Origin of the sequence: Flavobacterium sp. KACC 22761 (genome assembly GCF_034058155.1) — a bacterium.
GTDB lineage: Bacteria > Bacteroidota > Bacteroidia > Flavobacteriales > Flavobacteriaceae > Flavobacterium.
Genome location: NZ_CP139148.1, coordinates 3144626 through 3165382 on the forward strand (window position 1 = coordinate 3144626; position 20757 = coordinate 3165382).

Consider the following 20757-nt stretch of genomic DNA (forward strand, 5'->3'; position numbering starts at 1 on the left):
TTCAATCATATTCCTCAAAAAAAATCTCTAATTAAAAGTTAAAATTATCGATTACAAAACCAAGTAATCGATCTGTTTAAAAATTTGCAAATTATCTCATTCTCGAATTGATAAATTGTCTAATTAAATTTGTACTTTTGCCAAGTTTTTTACACAACTACTTACAAACAACAACAGAATGAATCAAACAAAATATATTTTTGTTACAGGAGGTGTGACCTCTTCATTAGGAAAAGGGATTATCGCGGCGTCTTTGGCAAAATTGTTACAAGGAAGAGGATACCGCACAACTATTCAGAAATTTGATCCATACATTAACGTAGATCCGGGGACACTAAACCCGTATGAGCACGGAGAATGTTATGTGACAGATGATGGAGCTGAAACTGACTTAGATTTAGGACACTATGAGCGTTTCTTGAACGTTCCTACTTCTCAGGCTAATAACGTTACTACAGGAAGAGTTTATCTTTCGGTTATTGAAAAAGAAAGAAGAGGAGAGTTTTTAGGAAAAACAGTTCAGGTTGTTCCTCATATTACAAACGAAATCAAAGACAGAATGCAATTGCTGGGTAAATCTGGCGATTATGATATTGTAATTACTGAAATTGGTGGAACGGTTGGTGATATTGAATCGCTACCTTATATAGAGTCTGTTCGTCAATTGGTTTGGGAATTAGGTGAAAATAACGGAATCGTGATTCACTTAACATTAGTTCCTTATTTAGCAGCAGCAGGAGAATTGAAAACAAAACCAACGCAACACTCTGTTAAAACATTAATGGAAAGCGGTATTAAAGCCGATATTTTGGTTTGTAGAACTGAACATGAATTGTCTCAGGAATTACGCCAAAAATTAGCTTTATTCTGTAATGTAAAGAAAGAAGCAGTAATTCAATCAATTGATGCTTCTACAATATATGAAGTTCCAAATTTAATGCTTGAAGAAGGATTAGATGTTGTGGCTTTAAAGAAATTGGATTTGCCTAAAAAAGCATCTCCAGATTTGAAAAACTGGAATACTTTCTTAAAAAGATTAAAAAGTCCAAAACAAACTGTAAATATTGGTTTGGTTGGGAAATATGTAGAAATGCAGGATTGCTACAAATCTATTTTAGAGGCGTTCATTCATGCAGGAGCTGCAAATGAAACGAAAGTAAATGTGATTTCAATTCACTCAGAGCATATCAATGCTGATAATGTTGAAGAGAAATTAGGTTCTCTTGATGGAGTTTTAGTTGCTCCAGGATTTGGAGAAAGAGGTATTGAAGGAAAAATCGAAGCAGTTCGTTATGTTCGTGAAAACAACATTCCTTTCTTCGGAATTTGTTTAGGAATGCAGATGTCTGTTATCGAATATTCTAGAAATATTTTAGGTTATGCCGAAGCAAATTCAACTGAGATGAACGACAAAACGCCTCATCCGGTTGTAAATTTAATGGAAGAACAGAAAAATGTAACCGATAAAGGAGGAACAATGCGTTTAGGTGCTTGGAAATGTGATATCAAACCAGACACTTTAGCGTACAAAATTTACGGACAAAAAACTATTTCGGAGCGTCACCGCCACCGTTATGAGTACAACAATAAATATGCCGATGAATTACAAAAAGCTGGTTTGAAAGCTTCTGGAGTTAACCCAGATACAGGTTTAGTTGAAATCGTAGAGCTTGAAAACCACCCATTCTTCATTGGTGTACAATACCACCCAGAATACAAAAGTACAGTTGCAAATCCGCACCCTATTTTTGTAAACTTTGTGGCCGCTGCTGTAAATGCGCATAAAAAATAATAATTATATTCTAAGAGACTGTAACTTTTAACTTAAACGAATACTAATAGCCTCAAACGAATAACTTTTTTAAATTAATAATGGAAGAAAAAAAATTAGACCTTAATTCAATCATTGGTTTTGTATTAATATTCGGGATTTTGCTTTGGATTATGTACCAAAATCAACCTTCTGAAAAAGAAATTGCTGCTGAAAAAGCCAAGAAAGAATTAGTTGCTAAACAAGAAGCGCAAGCAAAAGCTGATAAAGCTAAAACTGCGGCATTGCCAGTTGCTACAACTCCTGGTGATACGGCTCAAATTGCTCAATTGCAAAAAACTTTAGGAGGATTTGCTTATTCAGCAACACTTCCTTCTGCAAAAGAAGCTTTTACTACAATCGAAAATGAAAAATTAAGATTGAAAATTGCTAATAAAGGTGGTTATATTGTTGAAGCAACTCTAAAAGAATTCGAAAGATTAAAAAAAGGTTCAGGGCAATTAGTTGAGTTGATTAAAAACAATAACTCAAACTTAAATATTCAGTTACAAACTACAGACAATAGAACATTAAATTCTAAAGATCTGTATTTTGAGCCAACATTAGAAAAAGTGGGTCAAGATCAAGTTTTGTCAATGCGTTTGAAAGCTGGTGCTAATGAGTTTTTAGAATATAAATACGTTTTAAAACCAAATGATTATTTAGTTGGTTTTGATATTCGTTCTCAAGGTTTAAACAAAGTTTTAAATGCTTCTAAGCCATTAGATTTGCAATGGGATTTGAGAACATACAGAAATGAGAAAAGTGTTTCTTATGAGAATCGTTATGCTCAAATTGATTACAAATACGAAGAATCAAAATACAATAATGTAAGCTCACACGGGCAAGGAAAAGAAGAAGCGCCAACAAAAGTTAGTTTTGTAGCTTTCAAACAACATTTCTTTGCAACGATTTTAGCTACAGAAAAACCATTTGAAACTTCAAAATTACAATCTGATGATTTAGTTAAAGACGAAAAAATCGATACTGTTTTTACAAAACAGTTTAGAGCTAATTTGCCTTTAGCATTTTCAAATGGCGAGGTAGATTACAAAATGAGTTTGTATATGGGACCTGTAGATTATAAGACATTAAAGTCTTATGATAAAAATTTCGACAAAATCATTCCACTAGGATGGGGTATTTTTGGTTGGATCAACAAATGGATTTTTATTCCGTTATTCGGATTCTTAAGCTCTACAATCGGATTGTCATTAGGAATTGCAATTATCATTTTTACTATTATTATTAAAGTAGGAATGTCGCCAATTACGTATAAATCATTCTTGTCTCAGGCCAAAATGAAAGTTTTAAGGCCTGATATCGCTGAGTTGGGAGAAAAATTCAAAAAAGACCCAATGAAGAAACAACAGGAAACAATGAAACTTTATAACAAAGCAGGAGTAAACCCAATGGCTGGATGTATCCCAGCATTGATTCAGTTGCCATTTATGTACGCATCGTTCCAGTTTTTCCCTGCAGCATTCGAATTAAGACAAAAAAGCTTCCTGTGGGCAGACGATTTATCATCTTTTGATTCTATTGCAAAACTTCCTTTCCGTATTCCAGGATATGGAGATCACATCAGTTTGTTCCCAATTTTGGCTGCAATTGCGATTTTCTTCTATATGAAAATGACTTCTGGAGATCAGCAAATGGCTGCACCGCAACAAGAAGGAATGCCAGATATGGCAAAAATGATGAAAATCATGATTTACGTGTCACCATTAATGATGTTGATTTTCTTCAACAGTTATGGTGCAGGTTTGAGTTTGTATAACTTCATTTCAAACTTAATTACAATCGGAATTATGTTTGTGATCAAGAATTATATTGTTGACAGTGAAAAAATTCATGCTCAAATTCAAGAAAACAAATTAAAAGAGCCTAAAAAGCAGAGCAAATTCCAACAGCGTCTTCAAGAGGTAATGGAACAGCAAGAAGCTGCAAAAGCTCAGAGAAAGAAATAATTCAATAAAAAATCTCGATTTATCGGGATTTTTTTATTTTTAAAATATACTTTGTAACAAGCATTTTCGTTAAAGCTTAAAACTGAATTTTATATGATTGGTAAAAAAATAATAGTTGGACTTCTTTTTTTTAATGCTTTTTTGGTTGTAGCGCAAGACATCAATAAATTGGATGCCGATGGCAAAAAAGACGGAGTTTGGAAAGGAACTTATGAAACCTCAAAACGCCCTCGATATGAAGGCACTTTTAGTCACGGAAAAGAAACTGGAGTTTTTAAGTTTTTTGACGATACTAAAAAAGGCGACGTAATTGCAACACGTGATTTTACTGCAAATGACGGGAGTTCATACACTATTTTTTATGATCAAAATAAAAATAAAGTAAGCGAAGGAAAGGAAATTGGAAAAGCCAGAGAAGGCGAGTGGAAATATTATCACAAAGCTTCTAAAGTGGTTATGACGCTTGAAAATTATAAAAATGGAAAGTTGGAAGGCGTTCGATCTGTTTTTTATCCAGATGGCAAAATTGCTGAAGAAACGACCTATAAGAATGGCTTAAAAGCCGGAGTTTATAAAAAATATGGTCCAAATGCAATTCTGCTAGAGCAGTCAACTTTTAAAGATAATGTTTATAATGGTGATGCAATTTTTTATGATTCAGAAGGGCTTATGGCCTCTCAAGGAAAATTTCTCAACGGTAAAAAAGTCGGAAAATGGCAATTTTATTTGAAAGGAAAATTGACCAAAGAAGTAAACATGAGTGATCCAAAAAGCAATTACAAGGCCGACTCAAAGCCTAAAATGGAATAAATACGAATAAAGTCTGCTTTTGCAGACTTTTTTTTGCCACTAATTACACGAATATTTTTTGAATTATATTCCAGAATAAAAATTAGTGAGAATTCGTGGAATTTGTGGCAAACTATTTTTTAAATTTGATTGACTAAAATTTTGTAAATGGATTTAAACGAACTGATTGGCCGATTTTTTTTGCTGTTTTTTTCAATTTTGGTTTTGTATTTTTTCTCCAACAGAAAAGATAACGAAACAATAAATCCATTAATGGTAATTGTCGGTTTGTGTACTTTTTCGCTTTGTTATTTGTTTACAAAGATTGAAATCGGAGTAGGAATAGGTTTTGGCTTATTTGCCATTTTTTCCATTTTACGATTCAGAACGCAATCTTTTACTGTAAATGCAATCATTTTTCTTTTTGCGACACTTACTTTATCCATTTTAGATATTATGTATCCTTTTGAAAAAATAGAAATATTGCTCTTTTTTCAAGTCATTATTATTGGTTTTTATATTGTGGCATCAATAATTGTCAATAAGAAGGCATCAAAATATTTGAATACAGTTGATTTGAAAATCCCGCTAGAAAATGATTTTTCTTTGGATAATGGAAATATTAGAAAAGCCATTACAGAAAGAATTAATATTTCTGATTTTGATTTTAAAATTGTGTTGGTCAATACAGTTGCAAAAGAAATCGATGTGCAGGTTTTCTATTGATTAATCATTAAAAGGACGAACTTGTTTGATGTATAAATCTCTGTTTTCGCCTACAATCTTAAACTCAATATCTACAGGATGAAATTGGTTTTTTCGCCAATAACGGTACATTTTGGATTCAATTGTTTTGCTAACAATATAAAGCCGGTTCATTTCTTTTCGGGTCAATAATGGCTCGTTATTGTTTAAATTTGAATTTGAAGTGTAATCAATTTCAAAATCTTCATCATCGTTTCCTTCGTTGATATGATAGGCGGTAAATTGTTCACAAACTTCTCCTTTTTCGGGTTTTACGACTGAATTTTCTCCCTTTTGAACATTGACCGTAAACCCAGGAAAATTTCTTCTAAATATATTTTTTGTGATTACAACGCCGTTTGCAACTTCTTCAGGAAATGAACGATGTACCAAAACGCCCATTGCAATATTTTGCTGATCGATTCCAAAAAGTTCTCTTTCGTTATAAGAAGCTTCATTCCATACACTCGCCCAAACTTGTTTAATTGCTTTCTCGAAACTTTTAATACTATCGCCTAAAACTCCCGTTTTAGAGTCGTACAATCCGGCGCCATTAAAATCATCCAAATCTTCGGCATTAGTTGATGATCTGAATCTGAAGTTTTTAAAAGATGCATTTTTAAAGGTCTGATTCAGTTTCGCAATCAATTCCGGATCAATTTTTTCTGCTTTGATTGCTTCTCTAATTTCTTTCAGTTTTTTATTTATCCAAGCGTTTGAATCTTTTTTAGGATAATTCAACAATTCACTTATTAAAACAGAAATTGATGGTTTCTGAATATGTTTTGTATAATAATAAAAAGGAATGGCATGCGCATTTTCGGGAGTTTTAAAAGGAATCTCTTTTGAAATAGCAATTAAATAAGCCATGTTTTGTGCTTTTGAACCAATATAATTCACTCCTTTTTTTGGAATTGAAGAGAGATCAACAATATCAGTCACAGAATTGTCGATGGTTAGTATTTTCTTTTTTGAAGCATTTTTTTGAGCGATTTTTTTTGTCGTTTCTTTCAAATAAAAAGTATCAATTTCGATTTTGAATTCTACCTTTTTAGAAAGCAATCTTTTGATATTGTTGTCTTTATCGATGTTTTTATAAGCCATTATAGGTATTTTTCGGTTTTTGCCCAAAAGCACTAAATGACTCAAAGGTGTTTGAAGTTCGTTTACAATTATGCCTTTCGCTTCAGGCAATAAGTTTGGAGTTCCGTCGAGGATTATAATTTCGTCTGGATTGGGTTTTATTTTATCCAAATCCTTTATTTTGTATTGCTTGAGGATTCCAATTGTTGAGCCACCAGCGACTTGCTGATATGTAATTTCATTAAAAATATAATCTGATTTGACACAAGGAATTTTAAATTTCCCTTCTTGGAATAAGGCTATTTTCTCAGGATCATTCAAATAAAATTTGAGATCATTGCCAATAAAAGAGCTGTTTTTGACTTGATTATAAAACCATTCGATTTGTGAGACTTTCATGTGATCTGAAGCTGCAAGCTCAAAAATCCATTTTTCGGTTCCTTTAACGTGATTTAAATTTCCGAGCAGATAATCTCTGTCTTTTTCACTATCGCTGTAATTTTCATTGTTAAAGACTTCGATATCTTTGTCATAACCCAAATATTCAGTGGCAAATTGATAATGATGCGAAATAAGCTGACTATTGAAATAGTACATTTTTTTCTTTCTTAAATCGTAAACAATTTTTACAGATTCGATATTAGAAAATTTATCAGATAGCGGTTTTCCTTTAAATGCTTTATAAGCTTCGTAATCTTTTAGAGAAGATGAATAGCGTTGAGCGCTTAAAGTAGTAAGCGCGAACAGGAAAAATAAGCTGTAAATGTATTTTTTCATGTTTTTGATTTGATGATTAAATGTACTCAAAAAAGTAATAGGTTTTATCTACCGCGGGATTGCTTAAAGTAATCAAAACGTTTGTAAAATTTTCTATTATTTGGCGTACCTTTGCAACCTTGAAAAATTAAAGACTTTAAAATGAAACGTGTAGTTGTTGGACTTTCTGGTGGAGTAGATTCTAGTGTTGCTGCTTATTTATTGCAACAGCAAGGATACGAAGTTATTGGCCTTTTTATGAAAAACTGGCATGATGATTCGGTTACTATTTCTAACGAATGTCCTTGGTTAGAAGATAGTAACGATGCTTTATTAGTAGCCGAAAAACTTGGAATACCGTTTCAAACTGTCGATTTAAGCGAAGAATACAAAGAGAAAATTGTTGATTATATGTTCAACGAATACGAAAAAGGGAGAACTCCAAATCCTGACGTGCTTTGTAATCGCGAAATCAAATTTGATGTTTTCATGAAGATTGCTCTAAGTCTTGGCGCAGATTATGTAGCAACAGGGCATTATTGCCAAAAAAGTGAAATTGAAGTTGATGGAAAGACTGTTTATCAATTAATTGCAGGAAATGATGTGAATAAAGATCAGTCTTACTTTTTATGTCAATTGTCGCAAGAACAATTATCAAAAGCATTATTTCCAATTGGCGCTTTGACCAAACCACAAGTTCGTGAAATTGCGGCTGAAATGGAATTGGTAACGGCAGAAAAGAAAGATTCTCAAGGTTTGTGTTTCATTGGGAAAGTTCGTTTGCCTGAATTTTTGCAACAAAAATTACAGCCAAAAGAAGGCAAAATTGTTCAAATCGATAAAAATGATCCCATTTATGAAGTGGAAGACATTTCAGGATTATCTTTAGAAGAACAATTAAAAATAGAATCTCGAAAACTGAATTATCTTCCAACAATGGGCAAAGTAGTTGGAAAACATCAAGGAGCTCATTATTTTACAGTTGGACAAAGAAAAGGTTTAAACGTTGGTGGAACTACAGATCCATTATTTGTAATTGCGACTGATGTTGAAACAAACACAATTTTTACAGGTTTGTCAAGCAATCATCCGGGATTGTTTAAAAAAGCTTTGTTTGTTGGCAATTCTGAAGTACACTGGGTTCGTACAGATATGGCTTTAAAACCGGGTGAATCAAAAGAAGTAATGGCAAGAATTCGTTACCGTCAGCCTTTGCAGAAAGCTGTTTTATATCAATTTGAAGACGGAATGTATGTTCGTTTTGATGAACCGCAATCGGCAATTACTGAAGGTCAGTTTGTTGCGTGGTATTTGGATAATGAATTAGTTGGTTCGGGAGTAATTTCTTAGCTTTATACTTTTTTATAAGGGATTTCTCTTTTTAAAAAAGTACGCTATGAAGCACTATTTTTTCTTTTTTTTAGTACTGATCACTTCCACGATGTTTTCGCAGGAAGATGCATGGGTTTATTTTAAAGATAAACCAAGTTCGCAATCTTTTCTGGATAAACCTTCTGATATGCTGACACAGCGTTCTTTAACCCGAAGAACGGCTCAAAATATTGCTCTAGATATTACCGATGTTCCAATTGAAAAAACGTATCTGTCACAAATAAAATCAAGCACTGGAATTACAGTTTTAGCTAAATCGAAATGGCTGAATGCACTTCACATTAGAGGAACTCAAGTAAATGTTTCGGCGTTAAAATCATTGTCATTTGTTGATAAAGTTGTTTTTACAAACAAAACTTTAAATACAGGAAAAAGAGTGAATGAAAGCAATTCTGCTCGAACAAATAATAAACTTAAAACGACAATTGATTACGCTTACGGAAATGCTGCAAGCCAAATTCAAATGCTTAACGGACAGGCTTTACATAAACAAAATTATACAGGATCTGGAAAAATTATTGCGGTTTTAGATGCGGGTTTTCCAGGCGTAAATACAGCACAGCCTTTTCAGAATCTTCAAATCAATAATAGAATTTTAGGCGGATATGATTTCGTTAACAGAAATTCTAATTTTTACACTGGCGACGATCACGGAACTTTAGTGCTTTCGACTATGGGCGGATATAAAGAAAACTCCTTGGTTGGTACAGCTCCAGACGCGTCCTATTATTTGTTTATTACTGAAAACGATGCATCTGAGAATCCAATTGAGGAATCGCTTTGGGTGGAAGCCGCTGAAAAAGCAGACAGTCTTGGCGTTGATATTATTACCACTTCACTAGGTTATTTTGAATTTGATAAAGTAGGCGAAAGCCATACTTATAGCGATATGAATGGCAGTACTACTTTTATTTCAAGAGGAGCGGAAGTTGCGTTCAGTAAAGGAATGATGGTATTAGCTTCAGCAGGAAATGAGGGAAGAACTACAGAACCGCATATTGGTGCTCCCTCAGATGCCGTTTCGGTGTTAGCTGTTGGTTCTGTGACTTCGACAAAAGTAAAGTCAGATTTTAGTTCTATTGGGCCAAGTTTTGACAATCGGATTAAACCAGATATTATGGCTCAGGGAACTGCAACAGCAGTTTCTGATGCTTCAGGAAATATTGGTACTGCAAACGGAACTTCATTTTCATGTCCGGTCATGGCGGGATTAGTGGCTTGTCTTTGGCAAGCTTTTCCAACAAAAACAAATAAAGAAATCAGGCAAATGATTTTGCAATCAGCAGATCGATATAATGCTCCAGATAATAATTATGGTTACGGAATTCCGAATTTTGGCGCTAATTTAGGAATTGATGATTTCTTAGTTTCTTCGTCTTTTTCTGTATTCCCAAATCCGGCGAAAACAATGATTACTTTTTCTTTTTCCGAAGGAAATTATGATGCTTCTGTTGCCATTTATTCTCTTTTGGGGCAAAAATTAATTGAAAAACAAATTACAAATCAAAATCCATTTCTTTCTGTTGAAGCGCTAAACAACGGTCTTTATTTTTATACTTTTGATTCCGAAGGTTTACATAAAACGGGAAAGATAATTAAACAATAACAGCCTATTTGCATGAATAAAATTACGCAGCTTTTCAATATAAAATATCCAATAATTCAAGGCGGAATGATCTGGAACAGCGGTTACAAATTAGCTTCGGCGGTGAGTAATGCTGGCGGTTTAGGCTTAATTGGCGCGGGCTCAATGTATCCTGAAGTTTTGAGAGAACATATTCAAAAATGTAAAAAAGCGACGGACAAGCCTTTTGGAGTCAATATTCCGATGTTGTATCCAAACATTGAAGAAATTATGAATATTGTGGTTGAAGAAGGCGTGAAAATCGTTTTTACTTCGGCAGGAAACCCTAAAACTTGGACTTCATTTTTGAAAGAAAAGGGGATTACAGTTGTGCACGTAGTGAGCAGCAGTACATTTGCTTTAAAAGCTCAAGATGCCGGCGTAGATGCAGTTGTAGCTGAAGGTTTTGAAGCGGGAGGACACAACGGACGAGAAGAAACTACAACCTTGACCTTGATCCCGATGGTTAGGGAAAAAATTCAGATTCCGTTAATTGCCGCTGGTGGAATTGCGACAGGAAGAGGAATGTTGGCGGCGATGATTCTGGGCGCTGATGGCGTACAAGTAGGAAGTCGTTTTGCGGCATCAATTGAATCTTCGGCCCACAATAATTTTAAAGAAACGATAGTTAAGTTAAAAGAAGGCGATACGCATTTAACTTTGAAAGAATTAGCTCCTGTTAGATTGGTAAAAAATAAGTTTTATCAGGATGTTCAGGATTTATATGAAAAATGCCCTTCAAAAGAAGAATTGATACAGCTTTTGGGAAGAGCCAGAGCTAAAAAAGGAATGTTTGAAGGCGATCTTGACGAAGGTGAACTTGAAATTGGACAAATTGCTGGACTAATTCGTGAAATTTTGCCCGTAGAGCAAATTGTGCAACAAATGATAGCTGAATTTGAGGAAGCAAGAAAAGAAAAAGCTACATTTGAATTTTAATTTTTGGTAAGAAATATTTTATGAATTTTATTCGTACTTCTATAGTAATATTGTTTTTAATTTTTGGACTGCAAAAAGTCCAAAGTCAGTCCTATCATTTTAAAACTTCTGGTTTTAGTGTTTTAGAAAAAAATGAAAGAGGAAAATGGGGCGAATGGTCTGATCTCGATTTGGTAAACTTGAGCGTGGTTTTAGATACAAACAAACATCGAATTGTAGTGTATTCTCAAGAAATTCAGCTTTTTAATATTTTGGATTATATCGAAAGAGAAGAAAATGATACTGATATTACCTATTCTTTCATGTGTAAAGATAATGATGGAAAAGAATGCAAACTTTCTATTATAACTAGAAAAAAACAAGATTTCAGAAAACAACTTTATATCAACTACGACGATCATATTATCGTTTATAATATTTTTAGTGTTTAATAAAAAGTTACTGAGATGCTATCCCGATAGCTATCAGGACTAAGATACTAAGATTTTGAATTTTAATAAATAAACAAAGCCGACAAATCATATAAATTTGTCGGCTTTGTTTTTATGTATTTCTTAAAATTTACTGCGTTACAATAACCACAATTTTATTAAAATCTGCGGCAGCGTTGATTACGGCTTTGTATTGATCGAAACTTGACAAAGGGTAGTTTACAATATTGTAAAATTCGGTGTTTTCAACAATAACCTCATTTTTGTTTTGCGAATAATTGCTGGTAAAAGCAGCTTCCGTTTTGCCGTTTAAATCGGTCTTGAAGTCCATTACAAACTTATCCAAGTTTTTGATTTTTGCTCCTTCAGGCAAAACAATTTTTATTTTGCGGGTGTAATAGTGCGGATAATCAATCTCTACAGGAAGAACACGTTTGTTTTCTTGGTAGAATTCCATTTGTCTTCCGATCGTTTGTCCAACAGAAAACAAATAATTTTCTCCCGCTTTCTGAATCATATCTTTTCCATCAAAAGTCAAGTTCAGTTTGTATGGTTTTTTGCCAATAAATTCTGTTCCGTCATTTTCTGTGGTAAGCGTTTTATATTCGCTTTGAAGCGTATAATTTTCAGAAATACTTTTCAGCATGGTTTTGTATTGATCTGCCGAAACGAAATCTTTGATAGGCTGAAAATTCATTCCAGAATATCCTCCGTAAGTCATAATGCTTGTAATTGTTGGATTTTCAAGGTCTTTTGTAAAATCTACCGTAATATCCATAAAATCATGCGTAATTTCTGTTCCTGGAATTTCAATAAAATTAACTTCTCCAATTCCCATTGAAACGCCTGCAAAAACTTTCTCTTTTATGAATAAACCATTGTTGTTTCCTAAATAATTTGGAAATAAAGGCAAACGGTATTCGATTTCAGTTGGCGAAAGGTATTTTTTGATGGCAGGAAAATAAAACAAGAAATCATTTAAGTTTTCATAGCTTTCAAAATCTTTGTCAAAAGGAACTTTGTAACGACTAGAAGTGAAAACTAGATTTTGCTCTATTTTAAAGTATTTGAAAACAGCAACATATAATTTTATGATATCAACACTATTTGCTTGTTTTGTACTGATTACATCAGTCAGCGAAGGCTTCATGTCGGTATATTTGTCGTAAATGATTGTTTTTTTGATTTTATTCTCGATATTCCAAATTTGTTCCTGAGGGTCTTTTGATTCTGGAATTGAACTGCAGAAAGATGCGATCGCTTTTTCTTGTTTTTTATCTAAAACAGGATTAATTCTCTCGTAAGTCATTGTCGCAAATTCCTTGAAATTATTCAAGTTTTTTCCTCCGGTGAATAAATTTGCATCCAATTTGTATCGGAAAAGTTTAAGCTTCACATCCCAGTTGGAGTATTCTTCATCATCTTTTAGAGCTGGAATATCTTTTTCAGTAACACTGATTACTTTTTTATTTTCCAATTTTTTGTCATCCACAACAGCTTCGCTTAAACCATTATAAGATTTTGTTTTAAAAATAAGATGCGCTGGCGTGATCAATTCAAAATTAAAGTCAGCAATAGGATATTCATCTTGCATTTTGATGGTATTTCCTTTTAAATCTGGCATTTCTTGCAACACATACAGTTTTTCGATTACAGCTCCTTTTTCAAGTCCGTTCATCGCAAAATAGTTGTATTTCATTCCTTTTTCTTGATCAACTTCTTCTTTAATGTCTTGTTTATCTAAGCTGATGATTTTTCCATTTTTCAGAATGACGCGAACTTTAGTAACAAGCACATTTTCGTTGTCGCCAAAAGGAATATAGATTTTGTTGTTGCGCTCGATTGCATCATCAGAATTGATGTATTTTTTTTCATGAATCAAGCGAAATTGTGTTACATTGTTTTTATCAACAGCAACTTCAATTTTTATAGTACGATTTAGAATGAATTCTTTCTCGTTTTCATATTTTTTTGGAACCTCGATTTTTACATCTTTTTCATTCCAATCGTAATTTTTGAAACTATAATCTTGCGCAAAAAAGACTGATGTACACAGTAATGCGACAAAGGTAAAAATGGTTTTAAGGAAGTTTTTTTTCATTATTTTCAATTAGAATTATGGTTTCGCTATAGTTAGTTTTTAGTTTTTTGATGGTTTCGTTCCAAGGCTCGAAATCGGGTTTGTTGAGCAATAATTTCTTTTGCTGCAAATTGATATTCAAGTAAAGCATATTGTTTTTTACTTCGTATGCAAAATGCGCTTTCAAATAATCATTGTCGATGTCAAAATCTTTTGGAAGATATTTGATCTTGTAGTTTTTCGGAATCTCTAATACATACTGTGTCGAAAATTGAGTTAGATATTCAAATTCATATTGAGCAACTCTGTCTTTTGCAAGATTCGATCGGTCAAAAAATTTGTCCAAAAATAGATTCAAATAAATTTCCTTATCCACTTTTACAATATAATTGTCGAGATCAAAATTGTAATCGATGATGTATGGCAGATTTTTATCGGATAGATTTTCTTCTTTATAATCTTTTAAAATGAATTTGTTGTTTCCTTTTAAAACCAAAGATTTGATCATTTCTTGGCGCGCTTTATTTGATGCATCGCCAATTTGCATTAAAATATGGCTTCGGTTGTAACCAAAACGTTCCATTTTTGCAGTTCCAATCAATTTGCTGTTTTCGATTTTCAAATTGACAGTTTCTTTAATCTCATTTTGATTTGCCGGAACAACGGGAACAGGGTAAATTTTGTATTGGTCATTTTCGTTGAAAAGCACTTCTTTTCCTTGAATAAAAGCTGTTGGAATGCCATAGCGTGTTTCTTTGTCAGTTCCATCCAAAAAGATGTATTGATCGCCTTTTTTGTAAACGGCGATCATGTGATTGTCTACAGACGGCGTCGCCAGATCATTATACGAATACGGAATACTTCGCGTTCCTATCCAAGCCAAAGTAACATCTTTCACGCCTACATAATGCGACATGCACGAAATAATGCTTGCCATATCTTTGCAATCTCCAAATTTTCGCTCAAAAACCAAACTTGCTTCGCGCGGAATAAATCCTTCATAACCATTTTCAAAAGCGATGTATTTGATGTTATCTTTCACCCAATAAAAAATGCTTTTTACTTTTTCTTCATCGGTCGTTTTGTCTTTTGTAATGTCTAGCGTAAGCGCTTTTAATTCAGGATCTTCTTTTTTATTGAGATCTTTTACAAAATCCCTGTAATAGTTGAATAATTCTGTAATAGTGCCTAAAACCGGCGTCGTCACATTATTGATGGTATATTCTTTAATGTAAAAATCAACATGCGGAATTTGGTATAAATACCCAGGAGCACCATCTTCGTATTTGGCAGCTTTAATGTCAGATAATGTCCATCTATGAATCCATTTTCCTTTCTTTTCTGTTTTAGAATAGGTAATCGTTTTGTTTGGATCATTGAAAATTTTATAATCAATCACGACATTTTTGTCGGTTCGTACTTCTAAAGTCGAATTTTGGATTGGCATATTATCGCCAAATATAAATTTGTGCAACAAATGCGGATCTAAAAATTGGGACTGATAATTGTACACTTTTTTGGCGCCCATTTCTAAATTCGGAAAAGTAAGCTGGCGCTCTTTTACGCCATTGTAAAAAATAGAACTTGACTGCGATTGCTTTTCAATAGTCTGTGTTACTTTTATCTTTTTCTCTTTTCCGTTCTCATTCACAACAGTATAGGCGTCATAACTTTTAAGCGGAATCAAATCGGAATATGAGAAAGATTCTTTATTGTTGATTATTCCGTTCTGTGTCAAAATCATCGATTCGTAATGACTGTCATTGATGATTTTTAAACCATTGTTTTCAATAGAAATATCATAAACTTCAGTATTATCCAAGATGATTTCGTTATGATCTGGATACAAATCTTTAATTTCCTGAAATGATTTTTGTGCAATACCTAAAACAGAATAGAGACAAAAAAACGCACTCAGAATTAAAGGTTTATTTGATGATGTCAACCAATTCATCTGAATCATATTTTTTGGTTTGTACTAATTTCCCAGCATTGTAAATTAAGGTATTTCCGTGCAATTCATCATTTTTGAACGAAACACTGGCCCATAATTGTCCATCTTCTTTAAAATATTCTTGCTGACCTTCGTAGTTGTTGTTTGAGAAACGCTCTTTTTTGTATGGTTTTCCATTTGTATAGTATTCAACGCGTTCTCCATCTAGATTACCGTTGTTATATCTGCATTCGTATTCTGGCTTTCCATCAATAGAATTGATTACAAATTTGCCTTGTAATTGGCCTTTGTTTAAAGTTAATTCAATTGCAGGTTTTCCGTTTGCGTAATTTGATACAATAGTTGCAGTTTGATTTTTGATTGGTGTTTTTTCATTCAATTCGCCTGTTTTGCTTCTTGAAATAAAGTATTGTGGCATATTGTTTTCATAACCAATAATCAATAAAGCTTCACCTTTTTGATTGTAATACGTGGTTTCTCCTTCTCGTGAATCATTAACCATTGAATTTTCCATCATTTTTGATTTGTTATTGAAATAACGAACCGATTTTCCATTTTCAGCTCCAAAAGAATATTCTTCGACAGTTTTTAAATTTCCAACATAATCATATTGTTTAGCGGTTCCGTTTAGTTTGCCACAATAGTAGTTTTGTTCCACTAAAAGTGAACCAACCGGACTGTATTTTTTATATAAATTATGAAGTTTGCCGTTAACGTATTCCGCATCAAGCATATTGGCTTTGTATTTGTCCTGTGCAATCAGTTTTCCATTCAAGATTCCGTTTTTCATTTCGCAGTTTTTGGTGTACGTACCATTATTGAATGCTAAGTTGAATTTTCCGGTTTTGTTTTTATAGTCAAAATCGTTTTCTAACTTTTCATTAAGGCCAAATGTTTTTTTGCTGGTCATATAATCATTCACATAATGTTCGATCGATGCAATATTTCCGTTTTGGAAATAAACATACTTGTCATTGACAACATTATTTTCATTCATAAAACCTTCAGTACTTACTTTTCCATCAGGATAAAAAACTTGAAAAGGACCATTTTGCTTTCCTTTTTGATAGTTGTAAATTTGGTTAAGATTTGCGGCATCATACACTTCATAACGTCCATTTAAAGTATCATTCGCATAATTTGATATGGTAGAAATTTCGCCACCTTGATTATAACTAGTGCTTAAACCGCTGTTTTTTCCATTCACATAAAATTCTTTCAAACGAGGCAATCCAGAAGAAAATAAGTAGCTCCATTCACCAGTTTTTTTTCCTTTTTCAAAGTCGCCTTTAATGCGGAGTGTTCCATCAAAGTTTTTCATTTCAAAACCTTTTTTGGTAACGCTTACTTCAGTTCCTTTAGGAGCATCTGCAGTATATTGAATTCCAGTTTTTAATTCGCCCGCTTTGTATTTTTCTTCAAAATATTTGTTTCCAGCAGTATCAAAACAACTATAATTTTCTAAAACACCTTTTGGAGCATATAAACTTTCAGTCGATTTTTTGCCGTTTTCGTAATAATCAGTTGATTTTGAAACATTGCCAAGCGCACAAATATTTTCTCTTTCTAAGGTCTTGTTGGCATAATAGGTTTTATAACTTCCTTCAATAAAACCATTTTTATACACAGCTTCAGATTTTAAAGTTTTGCCGTCAAAATATTCAGCATAATTCCCTTCAATTTTGTCATCCTTGCAATTGTATGTTTCGGTCAAATCTCCAGCTTCGTTGTATGTATTGTATTTGCCGCTTAATTTTCCGTTGGCAAAATCAATTTCATTTTTCTTAGTTCCATTTTCGTGCAGGCAGATCAAAGTACCGTTTCGTTCTCCGTTTGTAAAGTTTATTTCGCAGTTTTTACCCCCATTTGGATAATACGAAGTACTGATTCCGTCTAGTTTGTCATCTTTGTAAGTTTCAAATAATGCAATGTTTCCATTTTCATAATAAGTAGTTCTTTCTCCGTTTAGTTTTCCAGCTGTAAAGGATTTTTCTTCAGTAAGACGCCCTTTTTCATCGTAATATTTTTGCTGTCCTTCTAGCTCTCCATTTTTAAAATTAAGCTCACCGTTTAGGTTTCCAAATGCGTTTAAATATTTGCATTTTCCGACAAATTCGCCGTTAATTTGTTGCCCAATAATAAACGGTCTTTCGTTTCTGATGCTAACAACAACTTCTTCATTTTTGCCAAAAAGGTCTAAATTTCTTTTCCCAAAAGCACTCCAGAAATCTTTCTGCACATAGTCATCATTAAATGATATTAATTTTTTCTTTTGCTTGTTTAACTCTTTCCCAATTTTATCTTCAAGCGAAAGCAAACTGTAGTAAGAGTAATTTTCCAGCTGATTTTTTTCGACCATGTCTTTTACCCACGGAATGTAGGTAGTTTCAAAAAAACCGTCGCCCATTTTATGTTCCAAAGTATATTCGGCAACTGCTTGTACTTGACGTGTGATCTTGTCATCAATGCTTGACTTTACTTTATATACTTTTTTCAACGGCAATTGATTTCTTAAAATAGTTTCGATTTCTTCAAAATTATCTCCAGATTTTGAAAAAACTAGTTTGTTTTCTGCTAGATAATTTTGCCCGAAATTTTCATTCAACTGCAAAACCGCTTTACTGGCAAATTGCCCAGTAGGAGCAATGGCAAGGTAGCTCATTAGGGCAAGAGTTCCTTCGGTAATTTTTCCGTTTTCAAATGCCATTATTCCTAATAAATAATGGGCCGAAGCATAGTTAGGATCATTTGTAACAATTCGTTTTAGTATATCCAGCGCTTTTTGTGTCTCCTCTTTACGAATATAAAGGATGGCAAAATTGTACTGAAAAGTTGAATAGTTTCCAATGTATTTTTCGCCTTCTTTGAAGATTTTTTCTGACAATTCGTATTCTTTTTCGTTGCTTAAAAAGATGGCGTACATTTTATACAGTTCCGGAAATTCCTGCATTTTTCCTTTTGCATATAAATCTTCTAAAAAAGCTTTGAGTTCGCTCTTTTTTTCCTGCGCATTCAGGACTAAGCCAATCTCATATTGTGCGTTTAAGTATCGGGGGTCAATTTTACTGATTTTTTGATATTCTTTTAAGGCTTCATCATATTTTTTGTCATCATATAATTTTTCACCTTTTTTGATTATGGAATCGTTGTTGTAAACAAAAGCATAATCAGTTTGTGCATAGTTTTTTGAAAATGAAACTAATAAAAACAGCAGTAAAATTTTTTTCATTATAGTCGTTGGTTTTTTCAAATATAGAAATTTTGTTCAAATCTGCGTCTATTATAGGTATTTCTTTATTAATTATTTTTAAATATCTTAAAAATCAAATAAATCTGTTGTGATGTCTTGATATTGCTGATAATTGAATAAAAAGTCCAAAGTCGAAAGTCCAAAGTCGAAAGTCCAAAGTCCAAAGTCCAAAGTCGAAAGTCCAAAGTCGAAAGTCCAAAGTCGAAAGTCCAAAGTCGAAAGTCCAAAGTCGAAAGTCCAAAGTCGAAAGTCCAAAGTCGAAAGTCCAAAGTCGAAAGTCCAAAGTCCAAAGTCGAAAGTCCAAAGTCCAAAGTCGAAAGTCCAAAGTCGAAAGTCCAAAGTCCAAAGTCGAAAGTCCAAAGTCCAAAGTCCAAAGTCGAAAGTCCAAAGTCGAAAGTCCAAAGTCGAAAGTCGAAAGTCGAAAGTCGAAAGTCGAAAGTCCAAAGTCGAAAGTCGAAAGTCGAAAGTCCAAAGTCGAAAGTCCAAAGTCCAAAGTCGAAAGTCCAAAGTCCAAAGTCGAAAGTCGAAAGTGAAATGTAAAATGTAAAATGTAAAATGTAAAATGTAAAATGTAAAATGTAAAATGCAAAAGTGAAAAGTAAAATTGAAATATAAAAGTAAACCCGACAGGTTTTAAAAACCTGTCGGGTTTGAATATTCGTTTTAGAATCTCTGTATCTTAGTATCTTAGCATCTCAGTATTTTAGAATCTCAGTATCTTAGCATCTTAGAGTCTTAGAAACTTACGATTCAATATCTTTTATAAATTCATCATATTCCAGATAAAACATTTCCAGAGCATGCATGTTTTCATTGAAAAAATCAAAAATGGCATCCCAATTATTGCGGTTACTGAAACCAATTCCTTGTTTTTCAACCCAGATTCGGCTGATGGTTTTGCCACTTTCGAGCGTATAGTTTTTTTCGAAAACTAAATCTTTTATAAATTCTTCTTCCAGAATGTTTTTTAGCGCTTCGAGTTTTTCAAAATAAGCCAATCGTTTTTCTTCGCTTCGATGTTCAATATCGATTAAAACCTGCGCCTTTTTATTATCTACATAAAACTTAAAAGAGAAATCTTTGATTTTTGTATCATAAAGAACCCATTTTCTCGGATATTTTTCTGCAAAAGCTACCCAGAATTCTCTTTTCATTCGCTGTGATTCTTCTTTACTGTACATTATTTATGGCTTTATCTTAGAAAATTTGTAGAACCGCATTTTCTAGAGTATATTTATATTTTATTTGAAAGTACAAAAATAAACTTTGAATATGGATTTTCAAGATTTTTTGCAATATGTTCCTAATTTAATTCCTGTTGAACTGCCAGCGACAGCGTCGCACATAAAAATGGCTCCAAAAGAACGCATGCAGGAACTCAAAAACCTTGATTTAAGCACAAAAAATCCGAGAATTGCCGCCGTTATGATGCTGTTTTATCCAAAAAATGGAAAAACGCATCTCGTTTTGATTGTCCGAAATGCTTATAATGGAGTTCATTCGTCGCAAATTGCATTTCCTGGAGGCAAATATGAGCTTTCCGATTTTGATTTTAAAGATACCGCACTCAGAGAAACCAATGAAGAAATTGGTATACTTCCAGAAAAAATTGAAGTGATAAAGCATTTTACGCCAATGTACATTCCGCCAAGTAATTTTTTGGTTCATCCCTTTATGGGAATTGCAAAAGAAGAACTTTCATTTTATCCCGATATCCGAGAAGTAGCAGATATTATCGAATTGCCTTTGTCTGTTTTTTTGAATGACGAAATTATTACCGAAGCCACATTATCAACTTCTTATGCTGCCAACATTCCTGTTCCCGCTTTTAGCATCCAAAATCATATTGTTTGGGGAGCAACGGCAATGATATTAAGTGAATTACGCGACGTGCTAAAAACAGTTTTGGATTAAAAATCGTAAAAATGAAAAATT

At 33.2% G+C, this 20757-nt stretch carries 15 protein-coding genes; 9 read left to right on the forward strand and 6 right to left on the reverse strand.

Features of this window, described 5'->3' with window-relative positions; genetic code table 11:
- Nucleotides 1-178: 178 nt before the first annotated feature.
- From SCB73_RS13590 to SCB73_RS13605, 4 genes are all read left to right on the forward strand, one after another.
- Nucleotides 179-1792, forward strand: a complete 1614-nt coding sequence (locus SCB73_RS13590; protein WP_320566762.1) for a CTP synthase — start codon at nucleotides 179-181, stop codon at nucleotides 1790-1792.
- An 80-nt stretch (nucleotides 1793-1872) separates the two neighbouring features.
- Entirely contained in the window at nucleotides 1873-3780 is a 1908-nt protein-coding gene (gene yidC / locus SCB73_RS13595; protein WP_320566763.1) for a membrane protein insertase YidC, read from the forward strand.
- Nucleotides 3781-3873: 93 nt separating this feature from the next.
- Nucleotides 3874-4590 carry a toxin-antitoxin system YwqK family antitoxin gene (locus tag SCB73_RS13600; RefSeq protein WP_320566764.1) on the forward strand — a complete coding sequence of 239 codons (717 nt, stop codon included), beginning with the start codon at nucleotides 3874-3876 and terminating at the stop codon, nucleotides 4588-4590.
- A 147-nt stretch (nucleotides 4591-4737) separates the two neighbouring features.
- Complete coding sequence (locus tag SCB73_RS13605) at nucleotides 4738-5295, forward strand: DUF4956 domain-containing protein (protein WP_320566765.1); 558 nt, start codon at nucleotides 4738-4740, stop codon at nucleotides 5293-5295.
- Here the strand turns inward: SCB73_RS13605 and SCB73_RS13610 are convergent, their stop codons facing one another.
- Complete coding sequence (locus SCB73_RS13610; RefSeq protein WP_320566766.1) at nucleotides 5296-7173, reverse strand: PEP/pyruvate-binding domain-containing protein; 1878 nt, start codon at nucleotides 7171-7173, stop codon at nucleotides 5296-5298.
- A 141-nt stretch (nucleotides 7174-7314) separates the two neighbouring features.
- On the opposite strand from SCB73_RS13610, the gene mnmA reads away from it, so the two are divergent.
- From mnmA to SCB73_RS13630, 4 genes are read left to right on the forward strand one after another with little or no spacing between them, the layout of a single operon-like run.
- Complete coding sequence (gene mnmA / locus SCB73_RS13615) at nucleotides 7315-8502, forward strand: tRNA 2-thiouridine(34) synthase MnmA (RefSeq protein ID WP_413927818.1); 1188 nt, start codon at nucleotides 7315-7317, stop codon at nucleotides 8500-8502.
- Between the two features lie 46 nt (nucleotides 8503-8548).
- Nucleotides 8549-10150, forward strand: coding sequence for a S8 family serine peptidase (locus SCB73_RS13620; RefSeq protein ID WP_320566767.1), 1602 nt, complete (start codon nucleotides 8549-8551; stop codon nucleotides 10148-10150).
- Between the two features lie 12 nt (nucleotides 10151-10162).
- The gene (locus SCB73_RS13625; protein ID WP_320566768.1) at nucleotides 10163-11107 is read left to right on the forward strand and encodes an NAD(P)H-dependent flavin oxidoreductase; all 945 of its coding nucleotides are present in this window, start codon (nucleotides 10163-10165) and stop codon (nucleotides 11105-11107) included.
- 20 nt (nucleotides 11108-11127) lie between these two features.
- A complete protein-coding gene (locus tag SCB73_RS13630) occupies nucleotides 11128-11538 on the forward strand; it encodes a hypothetical protein (RefSeq protein WP_320566769.1) in 411 nt (136 codons plus the stop codon).
- A 130-nt stretch (nucleotides 11539-11668) separates the two neighbouring features.
- Here SCB73_RS13630 and SCB73_RS13635 read toward each other — a convergent pair whose 3' ends face one another.
- The 5 genes from SCB73_RS13635 to SCB73_RS13655 form a co-directional block, all read right to left on the reverse strand.
- Entirely contained in the window at nucleotides 11669-13639 is a 1971-nt protein-coding gene (locus SCB73_RS13635; protein WP_320566770.1) for a DUF3857 domain-containing protein, read from the reverse strand.
- The gene (locus tag SCB73_RS13640; protein ID WP_320566771.1) at nucleotides 13620-15581 is read right to left on the reverse strand and encodes a DUF3857 domain-containing protein; all 1962 of its coding nucleotides are present in this window, start codon (nucleotides 15579-15581) and stop codon (nucleotides 13620-13622) included. The genes SCB73_RS13635 and SCB73_RS13640 overlap by 20 nt, the downstream gene beginning before the upstream one ends.
- On the reverse strand, nucleotides 15547-18801 hold the full coding sequence (locus SCB73_RS13645) for a tetratricopeptide repeat protein (protein ID WP_320566772.1): 3255 nt from the start codon (nucleotides 18799-18801) through the stop codon (nucleotides 15547-15549). The genes SCB73_RS13640 and SCB73_RS13645 overlap by 35 nt, the downstream gene beginning before the upstream one ends.
- An 87-nt stretch (nucleotides 18802-18888) precedes the next feature.
- A complete protein-coding gene (locus tag SCB73_RS13650) occupies nucleotides 18889-19308 on the reverse strand; it encodes a hypothetical protein (protein ID WP_320566773.1) in 420 nt (139 codons plus the stop codon).
- Between the two features lie 257 nt (nucleotides 19309-19565).
- Entirely contained in the window at nucleotides 19566-20003 is a 438-nt protein-coding gene (locus SCB73_RS13655; protein ID WP_320566774.1) for a DUF4268 domain-containing protein, read from the reverse strand.
- Nucleotides 20004-20094: 91 nt separating this feature from the next.
- On the opposite strand from SCB73_RS13655, the gene SCB73_RS13660 reads away from it, so the two are divergent.
- Complete coding sequence (locus SCB73_RS13660) at nucleotides 20095-20736, forward strand: NUDIX hydrolase (RefSeq protein WP_320566775.1); 642 nt, start codon at nucleotides 20095-20097, stop codon at nucleotides 20734-20736.
- Nucleotides 20737-20757: the final 21 nt, after the last annotated feature.

What these genes read in the sequence shown, in the direction of transcription:
- SCB73_RS13590 (WP_320566762.1), top strand. Translation starts at nt 179, where the DNA reads ATGAATCAAACAAAATATATTTTTGTTACAGGAGGTGTGACCTCTTCA.
- yidC (WP_320566763.1), top strand. Translation starts at nt 1,873, where the DNA reads ATGGAAGAAAAAAAATTAGACCTTAATTCAATCATTGGTTTTGTATTA.
- SCB73_RS13600 (WP_320566764.1), top strand. Translation starts at nt 3,874, where the DNA reads ATGATTGGTAAAAAAATAATAGTTGGACTTCTTTTTTTTAATGCTTTT.
- SCB73_RS13605 (WP_320566765.1), top strand. Translation starts at nt 4,738, where the DNA reads ATGGATTTAAACGAACTGATTGGCCGATTTTTTTTGCTGTTTTTTTCA.
- SCB73_RS13610 (WP_320566766.1), bottom strand. Translation starts at nt 7,173, where the DNA reads ATGAAAAAATACATTTACAGCTTATTTTTCCTGTTCGCGCTTACTACT.
- mnmA (WP_413927818.1), top strand. Translation starts at nt 7,315, where the DNA reads ATGAAACGTGTAGTTGTTGGACTTTCTGGTGGAGTAGATTCTAGTGTT.
- SCB73_RS13620 (WP_320566767.1), top strand. Translation starts at nt 8,549, where the DNA reads ATGAAGCACTATTTTTTCTTTTTTTTAGTACTGATCACTTCCACGATG.
- SCB73_RS13625 (WP_320566768.1), top strand. Translation starts at nt 10,163, where the DNA reads ATGAATAAAATTACGCAGCTTTTCAATATAAAATATCCAATAATTCAA.
- SCB73_RS13630 (WP_320566769.1), top strand. Translation starts at nt 11,128, where the DNA reads ATGAATTTTATTCGTACTTCTATAGTAATATTGTTTTTAATTTTTGGA.
- SCB73_RS13635 (WP_320566770.1), bottom strand. Translation starts at nt 13,639, where the DNA reads ATGAAAAAAAACTTCCTTAAAACCATTTTTACCTTTGTCGCATTACTG.
- SCB73_RS13640 (WP_320566771.1), bottom strand. Translation starts at nt 15,581, where the DNA reads ATGATTCAGATGAATTGGTTGACATCATCAAATAAACCTTTAATTCTG.
- SCB73_RS13645 (WP_320566772.1), bottom strand. Translation starts at nt 18,801, where the DNA reads ATGAAAAAAATTTTACTGCTGTTTTTATTAGTTTCATTTTCAAAAAAC.
- SCB73_RS13655 (WP_320566774.1), bottom strand. Translation starts at nt 20,003, where the DNA reads ATGTACAGTAAAGAAGAATCACAGCGAATGAAAAGAGAATTCTGGGTA.
- SCB73_RS13660 (WP_320566775.1), top strand. Translation starts at nt 20,095, where the DNA reads ATGGATTTTCAAGATTTTTTGCAATATGTTCCTAATTTAATTCCTGTT.